We start from the raw sequence: 15,827 nt of genomic DNA on the forward strand, positions 1-15,827 counted from the left end.
ATGCTGGACATTACACAAGTCACCAAGCTGTTCAATCCAGGCACAACGGATGAGAAGACGGCACTGGTTGGTGTGAATCTAACGATGAACCCGGGAGACTTCGTCACCGTAATTGGTAGTAATGGAGCAGGAAAGTCCACGCTGATGAACATCATATCAGGCGTGATGAAACCGGATATGGGCGATGTGCTGATCCATGACCGTTCGATCAAAAACCTGCCAGAGCATAAGCGTAGCAGTTGGATCGGTAGGGTGTTCCAGGATCCGATGGCAGGTACCGCACCGCATATGTCCATTGAAGAAAATATGGCGATGGCCTATAAGCGTGGCAAGGGACGTGGACTTGGCTTTGGGGTTACCCGTGCAAGACGGGAAATTTTCAATGCTCAGCTAGAGAAGCTGGGTATTGGACTCGAGAAACGGCCGAATGCCAAGGTAGGTCTGTTGTCTGGCGGGGAGCGTCAAGCACTTAGTCTGCTCATGGCCACATTCACGCAGCCGCAGATTCTGCTGCTCGATGAGCACACGGCAGCGCTTGATCCTTCACGGGCGGAACTGATTACGGAGCTAACCGAGACGCTGGTTCGTGAGATGAGACTGACTACGCTTATGGTCACGCATAACATGGAGCAGGCGATTCGCCTGGGGAACCGTCTGATCATGATGGACAAAGGCCGAATTATTCTGGATGTTAGCGAAGAACGCAAGCGCACACTGACCGTCTCTGAGCTGCTTGGCGAGTTCGAACGCATTAGTGGTAAGAAAATGGCAGACGACCGCGTAGTACTGGGATAGATGATGAGAACCTTTTGCGAGAACGCAAAAGGTTTTTGTGTGTTAAGATGATGGAGTTTATAAGATCTTAATCTCATAGGAATTACAGGTAGGAGGAAGACGCATGTCATTGCAGTTTGAGGAAAGTACATATACGGTCTCCCGGCGCACCGACTCGGTGCTTTTGCTCGCGAAGGAGTTTGCTTTGCTTCATTTTCTCTATGAAAACAGGGGGAAAGCATTCACTCGCAGTCAGCTTCTAGATCGCGTGTGGCCGTTAGAATATCCTGTCGAGCGCACTGTGGATGATCATGTCTATCGTCTTCGGAAAAAGTTAAAGCCCTGGGATGAAGTTAGGCTGGATACAGTACGCGGGTATGGTTACCGACTCACTCTTCAAGAGAACCGATCCGCCATACCTGATAATCCCTCTATGTACGACCAGGGTATGCGGGAAGTTATACAAGGATTGTTTCGCAAATATCATTTATTTGGGCAAGGAAAGTCGCTACTTACCTTAATGAATCAGCAGGAGGTATTAGGCATTCAGATGGATGCGTACTACCGCATCTATATTCATTTTATCCAAGGTGATCTGGAATGGCTAATAACAACGGGAGAGATCACATTTGAGGAGCGTCTATACTGGCTGCTGGTCTTTGTACATGCACTTGTTGAGCCTGCTGAAGCATTACGATTATACGAAATGGCTCTACATTCATCCGCATTATCACCGGAACAGCAAGAGGAGCTTCGTATTCTTAATATCATCGAAGTTTATGCAGAGGTAGGACAGTATGCCCGAGCTAAGAAGCAATTACAAGAAACGTATCGCGTCATTGAAACGGATGAGATGGTTAACTTCCAATTACCTGTAGGGCTTGCTGAGCTGTATGTAGAGTTGTGGGGCGGGAGTGCCGAAGCGGTGGAAGCCCAGATCGCTATGCTTCGTTCCGGATTGAAGGATGCTCCATACCTACGTGAGATCGGACGATTTCAGATCATGGAAGGGCTATGGCTGCTTAGACAAGGACGAGATCGAGAGGCAGAACCGAGATTGGATGATGGCCTAGACGTACTCAAAATGACCTTGAATGCACCGTTATGCCTGAATTCGTCCAAACAGGTGCTATTGTTTATGGCGCATCATCGGATCGAAGGACGTTTGTTCAAGAAATATAGTCAGCTCTATGAGGACATCGCCAAAATGTATGGGGTACCGCGATACGGCTCGCTCATTGTAGATGAAGTTCAACAATTTCTGTCCCGTTAGTCCCCTAATCGCAATTCCTCTGATCTTCCTCTGATATAACTCCACTATGATTACAACCAAGTACCACGTGTTCTACTCATCGCGAGTGCACGGTTGTAATCAGAGGAGGAGCTACTACAATGACGACTATTTCTAATCTATCAAATGAATCTTTAGATGGTTCCGCTGTACCTAAGACACCACCCACCACATTAAAATCAAATGCTACATTTATGCGGATGTTTGTCGCCTATGCACTGGCGACATTTGGGGACTGGTTCGATACACTTGCTATTCAGGTGATGGTTGCCTATCGCTGGGGAGTCGATCCATTCATCATCGCACTTATTCCGGTATGCATGGCGGTTCCGGGGATATTACTCGGCTCACTCGCAGGTACACTGGCCGATCGTGTACAGAAGGTGAGGATCATGTTACTATGCGATGCGATTACGGTGGTGCTGACCATGGCCATTTTATTTGCCCCAAGTGCATTATGGCTGCTCCCGCTTCTGGCGCTTCGAGCTACGATGGGTGTACTGCATGTTCCAGCCCAACAGGCATTGACGCGCCAGGTTGTGGCCGAGGAGCATCTATTCCAGGCATCTGCCATGAACGGATTCATCGCACAGTGCTCCAAAGTTGCAGGGCCGCTGCTTGGCGCCGTGATACTTACGTTATTTTCACCTCAAGTGTGTATTGTCGTTAACGCGGTCACCCGCCTGATATCTGGTGCAATCTTATGGCCGTTACGACAGTTGTCCGAGAACACTGAGTCATCAAGTGCTCTCAATGGTAACGCGGAGACAACGGAAACTAAAGCTCAATATGAACTTCGAAATGAAACTCAGCCAGAGTCGTTTCGTGCACAATGGCGGGAGGGTTGGAGGTTTATCCGAGACAGCCGCAGAATTATGAGTACGATGGTGTTTGGCTGTATGGGTCTGATGGCGATCCTGATGATCGATTATCAGTTCACCACACTGTTTCGTGAGATCAAACCAGGTCATGAAGCTATGGTTGGTTGGCTTGGTTCATCCGCAGGTGCGGGTGCGGTAGCCATCATTTTGCTCATGAATCGGTTGCCACGAATCGGTTATGGATGGGGACTTGGAGGAGGTTATCTGCTCATCGGTGCCGGCATTGCTGCCTTGGGCTGGATCGGTTCAGAGACTGCTCTATTCTGGATCATCGTATGGGGACTATGCATTGGGGTAGGCAATGGACTCTTTATGGTTACACTGAATTATCTGTTGCAAAAGGAAACCCCTCCTGCCTTCACAGGCCGAGTGTTCGGTATTCAAAATTCTTTATCCAGTGTGGTGCTGGTTGTTGCTCCTCTTGTAGGGGGGATTTTGATTCGGTCGGCCGGGGCGAGCCCAGCGTTCCAATACATCGGTATCGCCACATTTATGATTGGGATCATAGGCATCGTACTGCAACGTGTCTTATGGGCAGAGGGGAAATCTCCCGTAGCTACCTTACAAGAATAAGTTTGACCCGCTATCGTTTGCGACCAACTTGATCACGATGGGATGCTGTAAATTAAAACATGAACAGCCGCTAGTTGGTTTTCACCAGAAGCGGCTGTTCTTTGGCATGCGTAGCGTAGCATGCAGCAGAGTAGCAAGAAGAAGTGTTTTACCATGTTACACTTCCCACCAAGCAAAGTAAGCAGTTGAGGCTAATAAGCCGGCAACGGAAAGGGAGCCACTAACAGTCAGGTTGATCGACTGACCTGCGGGAACAACATATTGCCCCCATACACTCGATGCAAATGGCCCAGCCTGTAGAGGCATCGTCATGATTGTAGTCGCTCCAGTGGGAGCGGAAGCAGAGGTACGTACTGTTGCAACGCTGGTATTCGTGCTGGATAGATTGCTGTTCACTGCGGCTATGGTGGTTGGTGAGGTTAGTGTACCATTAGCGCTTAGTATCATCGAACCACTAAATGAAGACAGAAGGTTGAGTCCTACCGTAATCCCGCCAGAGAGTCGTGATACATACAGGGTTCTACCGCTACCCACAGGATTAGTTAGTTGTACCGTCGCAATAACGCTGCCTCCTAACAATCCAAGCGTTGTTGAGTTGGTTGAACCCGCGTTATATAGATTACCTGTGTTACCGGCATCCGTCTCAGGTGGAGCAACAATGCCGGGGGAAGTAAAGGTGTTTGTATTGGAGGTATAGACGGGCTGACTTAAAGGGTTGAATACATTATTATTCGGCACAGTATACACCACCTTTATAAGAAGTTGTTCAAAAAGTCCGCTTTTGATTACGAAGGATGCCCTAAGGCATCTCAGCATCGAAGTTGGGATTCAGCCGAAATAAGTGGATGCTTACGAAGGTGTTTCTTCGGAAACAATGTAATTGCTCACGTAGTTTTGCCTACGCTCCGCTATTCCATTTCTATCTTCATCCCATCTTCTCGGTACTGAAAACCGTCCTTTTTGAACACGTACTATAAGTAGATTAGAATTCCCACCACGATAGATTGATTGCTGCGGTCTGATTCCCCGTACCAAGACTAATCGATAATGTTTGTCCCGGAGGAACAACGAGCGCACCATTAAAATCCAGCATATACATGCCAGCCGTTAGCGGAATACTGATGAGACTTGTGAATGCGCCGCCGAGTGTACCTGTATTTTGCCTTGTGGTGACTACACTGGCGTTAGCATTACCAAGTAAGGTGTTGACTGGAACGGGGGTGCTTCCTGCGGTCACTGTCCCTCCCGAATATATAACCAAGGTTGCCGCCGCTGTGGTGCCTCCAAGTATGCTTGATATCCGTATCGTTCTGCCACTGCCAGCCGCATTAATGATCTGTAGCAGCAGGTTTTGGCCCGCGGGAATGGAGGAGTTATTCGTAGTCAGTGTAAAAAAACTACCAGCCGCCGCTGCTCCGCTTTCTGCCGAAGCCTCAATGCCAGGAGCGGAGAACGTATTCGTCAACTGTGTGAATAAAGGGCCGTTCGACTGATTGAACACATTATAGTTCGTTATCTCTTCCACCTCCCTTACGACCAATAGATAACCCTATAGCTATAGAGATTGCTCCAAAAATCAGAATCAACAAGCTCTAGAACAAGCCTTCTCTCGTATGCTTCATTGTACTTGCATTGTATGAGGGAAATGGATGAAGGGTTTGGGACAAAATGAGGAAAACTCGAAATAGCGGCAGATGCCGTGCCCGTATTTTGAATAAAGGCATACGATGCGGAAGCACATTTTTTAAGGGGAAATTGAGATGAGTCGAACAGCGAAGCGATGCAAGAAAAAAACGCATCCATCAACTAAATATGCAAACCGCCGCCAACCTCGTCGTTCCTGCCGCGCTAAATTGCTGAAACCCCCTTGTTCCCGGATTACGCGTCCTCGGTGCAAGCAGGGTACTTCCTCACATATCAAACTCCCTGGTGCTACTCACTGTTTTACCGAGCATACGTATGTCGGAGCCGTGACCCAAAATACGACCCAACCTCTGCCGGCACAGGATACCTCATCGCTCAGCATGTACACATATGGCATCGTGAACCGGGGTGAACATCCGGCCCTTGTGCAGATTCAAGTCAGCCCCAATGCCGTGGATTATGCCGTGGACAGCCAGGAGGTGATCGCGGGAGGTCAGACGAAGGCTTTGGTGCCACAGCGATTTTTACACTATACCCGGCTGGTTATTCAATCGGTTCAGCCAGATCAACCAACAAGGCTCGATGTTTATTTTCAGGCACAACGTGTGCGGTAAAGGGGTATATCAAGACAGATATGACCAGGGAGGAGGACGAGGCGCATGCCTAACTTTACAACGTTTAATACCAATCCCGATAACTTGCGAACCTTGATCTTCGGTCAGGATAGCACGGGGACAGCTCAACCTGTCAGAACCGATACAAGCGGCAATGTGGTCGGTATTATTTTGGACGGGACAATCAGTAACATCTCAGGTTTGACTACCGTTACGATTAATGCAGGAACGATTACGAACATTCTCAACGGAACCATTACAAGTGTCCTTGGAGCAACGATTACAGCTGGTACCATCAATAGTGTGCTGGGAGCTACAGTGACGGCGGGAACACTGACCAATTTATTGAATGGTACAATCACCAGCGTGCTAGGAGCAACGATCACGGCAGGAACGCTATCGAACCTGTTGGATGGTACGATCACGAGTGTACTTGGGGCAACCATTACAGCGGGAACGATTACGAGTGTGCTCGGTGCGACCGTCACAGCAGGAACGCTGACCAACCTGTTGAACGGTACGATCACGAGTGTCCTTGGAGCAACGATTACAGCCGGAACGATCACCAGTGTACTCGGCGCGACGGTAACGGCAGGAACGTTGACGAACCTGTTGAATGGTACAATCACGAGTGTGCTTGGTGCGACCATCACAGCGGGAACGATTACGAGTGTACTCGGTGCGACGGTAACGGCAGGGACGTTGACGAACCTGTTGAATGGTACGATCACAAGTGTGCTTGGTGCGACCATCACAGCGGGAACGATTACGAGTGTCCTCGGTGCGACGGTAACGGCAGGGACGCTGACGAACCTGTTGAACGGTACGATCACGAGTGTGCTTGGTGCAACCATCACAGCGGGTACGATTAGCAGTGTGCTTGGAGCAACGATTACCGCGGGAACACTGAGCAATTTGCTTAATGGTACGATCACAAGCGTTCTGGGAGCGACCATCACGGCAGGGACGTTAAACAACTTGCTGAATGGTACGATTACAAGTGTATTAGGAGCAACGATTACCGCAGGAACGTTAACTAACTTGCTGAACGGCACCATTACTAGCGTACTCGGAGCAACCGTGACTGCCGGAACGTTAACGAACTTACTGAACGGTACGATCACAAGTGTTCTGGGAGCAACCATCACGGCAGGAACATTGACCAATCTGCTCAATGGAACCATTACCAGTGTGCTTGGCGCAACCATTACAGCGGGAACGCTGAGCAGCGTAACTTCTATATCACAGAAGAGCTTTCAGGAATCACAGCTTATTGGTACACCTACCGCGAATGCTTTTACAGCCCTTCCAGCAGTGACCACCAGTGTATTCGGAACGTATTCCTTCTTCGTATATAATCGAGGCCCAGGAGTCAATCGGGTCGATGCCCGCGTTGAGATCAGTGCTAACGGAACGAACTGGTACACCGATGTAACAACCGTCACAGGCATATTATCTGGATCGGTGGATGTATTGGTGCCACAGCGATTTCTCAAATATACACGCCTATCCTATCGTTCCAGTCTCGTCGGATCACCCACGACAATTGATGTCATCTTCAATGGACAAGGCACATAACCCGATCGATCATCATATAGGTACATGGAGTCCGCTTTTGTGGGCTTCATGTATTTTTTTTGGCATAGGAGGTGATGGTGCTGTGAAGCAAGGGTTAGTCGGAATCCACATGATTGTGCAAAATGAAGAACATTACCTGCCCCGTTGTCTGGGCAGCTTCCAATCACTTGCAAGTGAATGCTTTGTTACAGATACCGGCTCCATAGATCGCACGGTTGAGATTGCTGGACAACATCAGGCAACGGTGCTGCATGCGAAGTGGGATGAGGATTTTGCTTCTGCCCGTAATATCAGTCTGCCGCTGGCGAGTACGGACTGGATTCTGTGTGTGGATGCGGATGAATATGCCGTAGAAGGGATTGATGAGCTACTTGCGTTCCTTCCAACGGTTGAGCCTAGCATCACCAAATTACGAGTCACCATAATCAATCGAATCGGCGAACAGGAGCAAGCGAACGTGTTGTTTCAGCCTGTCCGTCTCTTCCGAGCAGGTCGAGGATACCGGTACAACGGACGGATCCATGAACAGCTCTTTCGTGGCACCACAGGAGATAAGGATAGGGCGATAACTGCGGGTGCAAGTGTAGAAAGCGAGCTGCCTACTGAAATAGCAAAAGGTGTATTCGTGGAGCAGGAACCTCTCGCTCCATTAGTTATCATGCATGACGGTTACTTGCCGTCTACTATGGCGACCGGACACAAACCACGTCGCAATCTCAAGCTGTTACAGAAGCAGCTTGCAGAACAACCAGAGCATCCTTTTCACCTCTATAATCTCGGTGTGACGTACTGCCAGCTTGGACATGTGGAGAGGGCGACAGAAGCATTCGCGCAATCTCTTCAATCTACTCCGCTGGAAGCCCCTTATCGTCCAACCTTAGTTCGAGACTATGGGAAGGTGCTTATCGTGCTGGAACGTTATGATGAAGCACATGGACTTCTGGCTGCGGAGAGACAGCATTATTGGGGCTATGCGGATCTGCATCTATTGTTCGGGGAGACGTTGCAGCAGCAGGGTTTGGAAGAACGCGCATATCAGGTTTACGCAGAAGCAGTTGAGCATCATACAGACAATGGAACATCAGAGAACATAGCGAAGATTGAATTGCAGAGCACTAGCGATAAAGGACATGGGGTTCAATCCGAGCCAGCTTATGTTACAGAGCAAGGTTCGACTACCTATAAACCCTATACAGCGATGGGGCGGTTAGCACAGAAAAAAGGATTCCTGCAAGAAGCAGCTCAATTGTATAAGCTTGCGTTAGCTAAAATGCCAACCTATACACCAGCGTGGAGAGGTTTGGCTGATGTGCTGCAACAGTCTGGTGAGCCAGATAAACGGATTGCTGAACAATTGCAGATGCAATGGAAAGAGGGACTGCAACGAGAGGACGTTGAAGTTAATCATCGCATAACGGAGGTTGTTCAAGCGCTTGCCTCCTGCGGAGCATACGAACAGGCACTTCACCTTCTGCAAGAACAGGATCGCAACCATGGCATACCGGAAGCTGACCTCGTGCACTGGATGTTGTGTGTGAACAGGGTGTCCGCAGTGCAAGAATGGGCGGAAAGGCAGTATAGGGATGGGGAAGATCATCTTGTATTTAAAGCGTCTGAGCTGAAAATGGACTGGGCAGTAGCGTGCTGGGCTCATGGCTCAGTGTTATCATCCTCATTTCTAGCTGTAATTGACCCAGAGGAAAGCTCTACATGGAGAGCATTGGACAGTCTACTTTGCGATCAGGATAAGTACATTATTCAGCAAGACGGAGATAGCCAAAAGATAATTACATCGCAAGTTGCAGCAGGCGTACGAACATTAGCAAAAACAATCATAGAACGGGCTGTACAGACAGGACAGTTATCCCTTGCGAAACGGTTGCATATGAAGATCGCAGAGCTGTATGTGGAACCTCATGAACGTTCATTGCACAAGCAATGGATCGCCGAGGTGCTGTATCGCACCGGATATACGATGGCAGCAGCCGAGATGTTAATTCAGTGTATGGCAGAAGGGGAGCTACAGGCGCAGAGTCTATTTATTCTGGGGGAAACGGTATATACCAGAGGGCATTACGATCAAGCTCTAGTTCTGTTTCAACAAGCGCTGGAGCAAGAACCAGGATTACAGCGAGCCAGAGCAGGTGCATCTCTCTGTTATTTACAATTGGCTAAGGAGGTCATAGAGCAGGAGGTAACACGTTCTCCTTCCGTTGCTGAACTGAAAGCTCAATTGACGGTGCTGGAGCAAAAATTGCGACTTGCTGAGGGGCTTCCTTGGCGTACGGTCTTCCATGCAAAGGAAAGGAGGAATCATGTTGCCGAACAATCTCATTTCGCTATGCATGATCGTTAAGGATGAGGAACAATGGCTGCCTCAATGCTTGGACAGTGTGCAAGCAGCGGTCGATGAAATCATTATTGTAGACACAGGTTCCTCAGATCGCAGTGTAGCGATTGTGGAGTCGTATGGAGCAATGGTTGTGCATTTGGCGTGGAGCGATGATTTTGCCGCGGCACGTAATGCTGGACTCGCGCGAGCTTCCGGCGATTGGATTCTCTTTCTGGATGCGGATGAAGCACTGGATCAGGTTGCTCAGGAGCAGATCAGGAGCTGGACGGCAGTCAGCGGATGTGACGGATTGTTTTTAAATATCCATAACTATACAGGTTCGGGTCAGCAAGGGGCTACCGTTAATCCGGTGTTGAGACTATTTAGAAATGCGCCGGAACATCGGTTCGAAGGGCGGATACACGAACAGATCGCGGCATCTATCTGCCGGAAGAATCCAGAGGCTGCGTTTCACCTAACCGATATGGTCATCCATCATTATGGCTACCAGACAGCTGTGGTGGAGCACAAAGACAAAGTGAATCGCAATTTACGTCTGTTAGAACAAGCGGTCAAGGAAGAGCCGGATCAGCCGTTTCATCATTATAATCTGGGTGTCGAATATTTGCGTCTAGGTGAAGCGGAGCGGGCGCTAAAGACATTTGGTGTGGCTAAGGCGGGCATTGATCCAACGGTAACTAGCTATGCACATCTGCTATGCAAGTATGAGATTCGATGTCTGGAGTATCTGAATCGCTGGCAGGAGGCATTGGAGCATATTGATGCAGCGCTGGAGCTATTCCCGGATTATACGGACTTACTCCATCATCGCGGGGTATGTGAAGATGCGCTTGGACATGTAGAGAAGGCAGAGTTCTGGCTACGTGAAGCTATTCGGTTGGGAGCGCCGCCGCCGATGTACCATACCGAAGAAGGTCTCGGAACATATCAGACGTGGTACACGCTGGGCAGATTGCTGGAGGGGAAGGCAGATCTGGAGGGTGCAGTAGATGCCTACGTAGAGGCTGTTCGTGCCCAATCGAGCCTGTTGCCCCCGCTATACCGAATATTCCGTATCATGCGGGTATCGGGACAAGAGCAGCAGATCCCCGAGCTGATTAGAGAACGCTTTGCACTGGAATCGGAAGAAGCGATATACAAAGTGCTGGGTGTGATGGAGCAAAGTCGCTGTTATGAGGCAGCAGTCGAGTGGATAGCGGAACTTTCATCATCGGCAGATCCAGTTGAGAAGCGAGAACGACTATCCATGGCAGAGGCTCTGCTTCAGATTCAACGTGGGAAATGGAAGGCTGCCAGACTCAAACTGGAGCCAATTCAGCGTAAAAAAGGTCTGTACGCAGAGCAAGCATCCAGCTGGCTCGATCGATTACATTGGGCTCAAGGAAGATCCATAGAAGGTAAGGATGAACTATGCAATTGGCTGTATCGTCATTCCCAGCCGGATGGACTAGGAGGAGAAAGGCATGAAGGCAAGGCTGAGGACAGTAACACACCTGTGACCAAAGGGGAATCAGCTAACGGCGGGTATGACGGATGGCAGGCATTTGGGTTGCTGATGGAAGGATGTGTGCAATCAGGTCAATGGCAGGAGCTTCATACACTCATTCAGATGGGTCGGCAACAGCTCGCGACTGGGGTCTCACCGGGGGGAGAGACGCGTCAGGAGCAAGCAGAGGAGCCTTTTGCCGGGGTAGCTAATACGGTAGCGGGTACGAGTTGGCTGGTTCGTGGGCTCGTGAGTGCTGCAGATGAACAGCTCCGTGAGTGGAGTGAAGGAATAAATGGACAACGGCAGCAGTGTTGGCCGCTGGTGCAACGGCTTCGATTGGAATTGCCGGGGCCGGATGGTTTCGGGTCATAAGTAGAGTAGAGGTGGATAAGGGCGGGGATAAACATGCGGATGGGAATCAGCTTATGCATGATCGTTAAGGATGAAGCGCAGCATCTTGAGCGGTGTCTGGACGCAGTCCGTGATGTGGTCGATGAGATCATCGTTGTGGACACAGGATCAACCGATGATACGCCTGATATTGCCCGTCGCTACGGTGCAATCGTAATGCATGCCACCTGGTCGGGGGATTTCGCTAGAGCACGCAACCAATCCCTCGCCTTAGCGACAAATCCGTGGATTTTAGTGCTGGATGCAGATGAAGTATGGCTGCCAACCGAGTCAATGCATACTGAGATGGGGCGTCTAGTATCAAGGGATCAGGATGAGATATGGGGATATTGGATACAAGTGACGAGCCTGCTCGGTCACTCCGGTGAAGAACGAGTAACAGATATGGTGTGTCGTCTATTTCGGAACGATCCTCGGATTGCCTTTAAAGGGACGATTCATGAAGAGGTCGCTTCTTCTATCTATGCCTTCGCACCACAGGGGATTGCAGCGTGTGAGCTAGAGATTCTACATGATGGATATCTAGATAGGGTCATTATGAGCAAAAATAAAATAGAGCGGAATATGCGGTTAATCCGCTCCGCTCTGAATCAAACCCCAGACCAACCTGAATTGTTGTATGCACTCGCTGCCGAGTGGTTTCAACAAGGAAATTATGAGGAAGCATTGCGGTTATTAGTTCCTCTACTAGCAGAACTAGAACCAGGGTGTGGCTACCACTCTGATCTGGTGCTCAAGACGGCGTATGCCTGGCGAGAATACGGACATCCCGAACGGGCGCTAGCTATTGTGCAAGCCTGGGCACCGGTGTATGAGGACTTTCCTGATCTGTTGGAGCTTGGAGCTGTGCTCCAGCTGGATCTGGGACATGAAGAAGATGCGCTGGATTGGTTGCGACATGCCAAGTCCGTTGCTGGATCAGGCTCAAAGTACACGTCCGTTTCGGGAGCTGGATCATATCGCAGCTTGATCTTAGAAGGCATGGCGTATGAACAGCTAGGTCAGTGGCAGCAGGCAGAAGAAGCCTACACTGCCGCAATTGCGACCAAGTCAGACAGCGTGGCCGCATGGCAACGGCTACTGTGGTTAGCTGCGGTTACGGAGCGGCCTAACGCGGTGGCACGCGTTGTTGCAAGGCATCACCTGCCATTAGTGGCATGGCAGGTGATGCTCCAGACTGCGCTGGATGCACACCGGCCAGAATGGCTGTTGCGCCATGCAGGCTCGCTCGCCGGTGTGATGCAGGCACAGCCGCTGGCATCGGGGCTTGCACTGGCTCAGCTCGGCGAAGATGCTGCCGCCGAGGTGGCGCTGCGCCCTTGGGCGTCGCATGCGCAGCACGGGCCAGCAGCAACGCTGGCGCTGTGGGCGCTCGCCTGCAAGCGGCGTGGTTTGCCTGCCGCAGCGTCAGGCGAGGCAGGCGATGCAGCAGGTGATGTAGGCGCATTAGCAGGCGAGGCAACAGGTGGTGCGCGTGCCGCTGGCCTCGCTCACCGCCATGGGGCTGCAGCGCAGTGGCCTGCGGCAGCCTGCGCGAGCCCGGCGCAAGCGCCGCAGGCCGCCGTGCACGCCGCCGCCGATGCGCTTGCGCGCACGGGCGCCTGGCCAGCGTGGCTGCGCCTGCTGGCGGCGATGCCGCCCGGCGCTGCACCGGCGCTGCTCGCGGCGCTTGCGCCTGCGGCACGCTGCGGGGTGCTGCGCGCACCCGCGAGCGTCCGCGAAGGGCTGCTTCAGATCTGCGGCGGCGAGCCTCCAGCCGCAGGGCAGCCCTTCGCGGACGAAGTGCCCGCCGCCATCCGCACAGCGGAGGCACTTGTGGCGGGCACGCTCGCGTTGCTCGCAGGGCGGCGGCATGCCGCGCGTGCATGGGCCGAACTGGCCCAGCGCAGCTCGCTGCAAGCCACCGCCGCAGGCCGCCCGGCGACGACCGTTACGCCGGGCGTACGTGCATTGTTGCGCCTGACAGCTCCTGGCGCAACCACTGCTGACAGCTATGCAGCGCAATGCCAGCTGCTGTGGGTACACTTATAGAGGGTGTTCCCAAAGTCCGCTACTCCATTTCAATATTCATCCCATCTTCTCGGTACCGAAAACCGATCTGTTTGAACACGCACTTATAGATCCCGGCGTTCAATCGGTTAACTTTTACGAATGACTGCCCGAAAACAACGAATGGGGGTGCCATACATGTCAGACCAGATGGCATCCTCAGGCTCTTCCACGCTCAGCTTCCCATCAATCGTTAATCCAGTAACAGCCATGATGGTTTCCAGCAGGTCTGGGCGCATCTCTGGTACGTCAAACGTTGCGATTAACCTTCCATCTGGCTTCATGACTCGGGCGAACTCTCGAAACGCACGTAGCATCGTGCCTGTATCTAGATGCTCCAATACAGAGATACAGAAGACGCGGTCGAATGTGCTTGCTTGATAGGGTAACTGAGCGAGATTAGCCTGTGCACGGTGCAGTTTGGTTAGATAGAACTCAGGAAATTCACGTGCGGCTTCTTCGCCAAAGTCTGAGATGATGTCCAGCCGGATGGCTTCCTCCGATAATATGCGATCATCCCAATCGCAGGCATGAACTTCCTGGCATTGCTCTGCGAGCCAAAATTTGAAGGGGTGTGAGATGCCACAGGCAGCGTCTAGAACAACGTCACTGGGACGAGCGAATTGACGAGCCCATTCGTATTCATAAGGTCTGCTCCACCATGCCGGATGTAAGGGGAATATCAGTGTATCGGTCTTAGGATCGTTACGTCGAACATATCTAGATTCCATTAATTCTGTCTGATCCGCTGCATCCATCATCATCGAACCCCTTCCTTCATATCTGCGTCAGCAAGAAATGTACGGAGTACCTCACTCCATTTGCGTTTCCATCGGGATAGGTCATAGGCGAGTGCTGTTTCGCGTGCATAGATGCCAAGACGTTCCCGCTCGGCTCTGTCTTGGACAAGTCGGACGAGAGCAGCAGTTAGCGCTTCTTGGTTTGGTGGAACGAGCAATCCGTTGAATCCATCCTGAATTAGATCATTTAGTCCACCCACATTAGAGGCGACCACAGGTAACCCGCAGCTCATCGCTTCCAGACAGGCATAGGAGGTACCTTCCGAGAAAATCGTAGGAATGACCGCGATATCCGCGTGATGGTATGCCTCTCGGATATCCCTGAAATCATACGTACGGTGAAATATCCGATTGGCATGCGGGTGTGTGCGATGCCAGTAACGGAAGGAACGGCCTACAGTACTGCCTTCCACCAGTTCTCCGGCAAACTCGATCTCCAGATCTGGAAAGGCTCCAAGCAACTGATCTGCCGCCAGCATCATCGGAATGATGCCACGTTCCAAGCTGACACGACGTGGATAGAGGATACGCACAGGGCGGGATACGGCATCTTGTTCGTTTACCTTATTAACTACTGCAAATCCATCATGCTGCTCCTCACTCTCTGCACTTTCTTCATTCTCTTCGTTCTGAACCTCAGGCTTCTGTTTAAGCATGTTCTCAGGTGTATCCCCATCTGTATGATGATCTTGCTCTAGACCGGGAGGTGAGGCATCAGACGTGCTAGAGATGAAGATACGATCTAAACGATCTTCATGCTGCTCCAAGTCTTCCTTCCACTGGGATAGCCACTGTGCTTCCTGTTCTTGCTGCATCTGACGCCGAGGAGGAGCAGGGGTGAAGTATGAGGTGTCGACTGCATTCGGAATCAAAATGAGCTGTGCAGGGTCACTGAACGTGCATGAAGCACGACAATAAGTCTGAAAATGAGAATCCACAGATACGATATTCAGCAGTCCATCAACGGCCTGCTGAATATGTTCGGCAACCTGTTGTTTTGTTTCAAGCGGTAGGCCGGGACGATCCCAGTTAATGCCGTGGCAGATACCGAGACTGCCGGGTTTATAAGCAATCGGTTGCCAGATGCAGCTAGCATAAATGATAGGGCCGCGTGCAGCATGGGCCATTCGGGCGAAGGCTTCAGGCACATCGTTCATATCGTATGGGTAACCGAAGACGTCAATCTGTTCTGTACGTGTCTGAAAAGCTTCGAAATAGGATAGTTGATGCACTTCAGGGATATGTCCCATCTCATGTATGACACTGCATAGATCCAAAATATATCGTTCCAGTCCACCCCCGAACACCCGTGCAAACTCCCGGTTGTACCCGTCTGTGAAGCTGTGCGTTAGAATGCTGACTACCCCCAT

The 15,827-nt window shown here is 51.0% G+C and carries 12 protein-coding genes; 8 read left to right on the top strand and 4 right to left on the bottom strand.

The annotated features are described in order from the left end of the window. From ASD24_RS25090 to ASD24_RS25100, 3 genes are all read left to right on the top strand, one after another. On the top strand, window positions 1-795 hold the full coding sequence (locus ASD24_RS25090; protein WP_056701790.1) for an ABC transporter ATP-binding protein: 795 nt from the start codon (window positions 1-3) through the stop codon (window positions 793-795). A gap of 103 nt (window positions 796-898) precedes the next feature. Next, window positions 899-2,047, top strand: coding sequence for a winged helix-turn-helix domain-containing protein (locus ASD24_RS25095; protein ID WP_056701791.1), 1,149 nt, complete (start codon window positions 899-901; stop codon window positions 2,045-2,047). 119 nt (window positions 2,048-2,166) lie between these two features. Beyond that, window positions 2,167-3,519: an MFS transporter gene (locus tag ASD24_RS25100; protein WP_056701794.1), complete on the top strand. Its 1,353-nt coding sequence runs from the start codon at window positions 2,167-2,169 to the stop codon at window positions 3,517-3,519. 156 nt (window positions 3,520-3,675) lie between these two features. Here ASD24_RS25100 and ASD24_RS25105 read toward each other — a convergent pair whose 3' ends face one another. After that, window positions 3,676-4,257 (bottom strand): hypothetical protein, encoded by a 582-nt coding sequence (locus tag ASD24_RS25105; protein ID WP_056701796.1) that lies wholly within the window; start codon window positions 4,255-4,257, stop codon window positions 3,676-3,678. Window positions 4,258-4,501: 244 nt separating this feature from the next. Next, on the bottom strand, window positions 4,502-5,044 hold the full coding sequence (locus tag ASD24_RS25110) for a hypothetical protein (protein ID WP_235540835.1): 543 nt from the start codon (window positions 5,042-5,044) through the stop codon (window positions 4,502-4,504). A gap of 328 nt (window positions 5,045-5,372) precedes the next feature. Between ASD24_RS25110 and ASD24_RS30620 the strand changes: the two genes are divergently transcribed. The 5 genes from ASD24_RS30620 (at window position 5,373) to ASD24_RS30815 (ending at window position 13,639) form a co-directional block, all read left to right on the top strand. Further along, window positions 5,373-5,777, top strand: coding sequence for a DUF6385 domain-containing protein (locus ASD24_RS30620; RefSeq protein ID WP_235540837.1), 405 nt, complete (start codon window positions 5,373-5,375; stop codon window positions 5,775-5,777). Window positions 5,778-5,822: 45 nt separating this feature from the next. Further along, entirely contained in the window at window positions 5,823-7,355 is a 1,533-nt protein-coding gene (locus tag ASD24_RS31150) for a DUF6385 domain-containing protein (protein ID WP_235540839.1), read from the top strand. Window positions 7,356-7,437: 82 nt separating this feature from the next. Further along, a complete protein-coding gene (locus tag ASD24_RS25125; protein WP_056701799.1) occupies window positions 7,438-9,711 on the top strand; it encodes a glycosyltransferase in 2,274 nt (757 codons plus the stop codon). Further along, the gene (locus ASD24_RS25130) at window positions 9,671-11,569 is read left to right on the top strand and encodes a glycosyltransferase (protein WP_162248974.1); all 1,899 of its coding nucleotides are present in this window, start codon (window positions 9,671-9,673) and stop codon (window positions 11,567-11,569) included. Before ASD24_RS25125 ends, ASD24_RS25130 begins: the two co-directional genes overlap by 41 nt. A gap of 33 nt (window positions 11,570-11,602) precedes the next feature. Next, complete coding sequence (locus ASD24_RS30815) at window positions 11,603-13,639, top strand: glycosyltransferase (RefSeq protein WP_056701804.1); 2,037 nt, start codon at window positions 11,603-11,605, stop codon at window positions 13,637-13,639. 107 nt (window positions 13,640-13,746) lie between these two features. Here the strand turns inward: ASD24_RS30815 and ASD24_RS25140 are convergent, their stop codons facing one another. Both ASD24_RS25140 and ASD24_RS31155 read right to left on the bottom strand, forming a co-directional pair. Next, the gene (locus ASD24_RS25140; protein WP_235540841.1) at window positions 13,747-14,421 is read right to left on the bottom strand and encodes a class I SAM-dependent methyltransferase; all 675 of its coding nucleotides are present in this window, start codon (window positions 14,419-14,421) and stop codon (window positions 13,747-13,749) included. Next, window positions 14,418-15,827 (bottom strand): glycosyltransferase family 4 protein, encoded by a 1,410-nt coding sequence (locus ASD24_RS31155; protein WP_056701806.1) that lies wholly within the window; start codon window positions 15,825-15,827, stop codon window positions 14,418-14,420. The genes ASD24_RS25140 and ASD24_RS31155 overlap by 4 nt, the downstream gene beginning before the upstream one ends.

The organism is Paenibacillus sp. Root52, assembly GCF_001426865.1.
Classification (GTDB): Bacteria; Bacillota; Bacilli; order Paenibacillales; family Paenibacillaceae; genus Paenibacillus.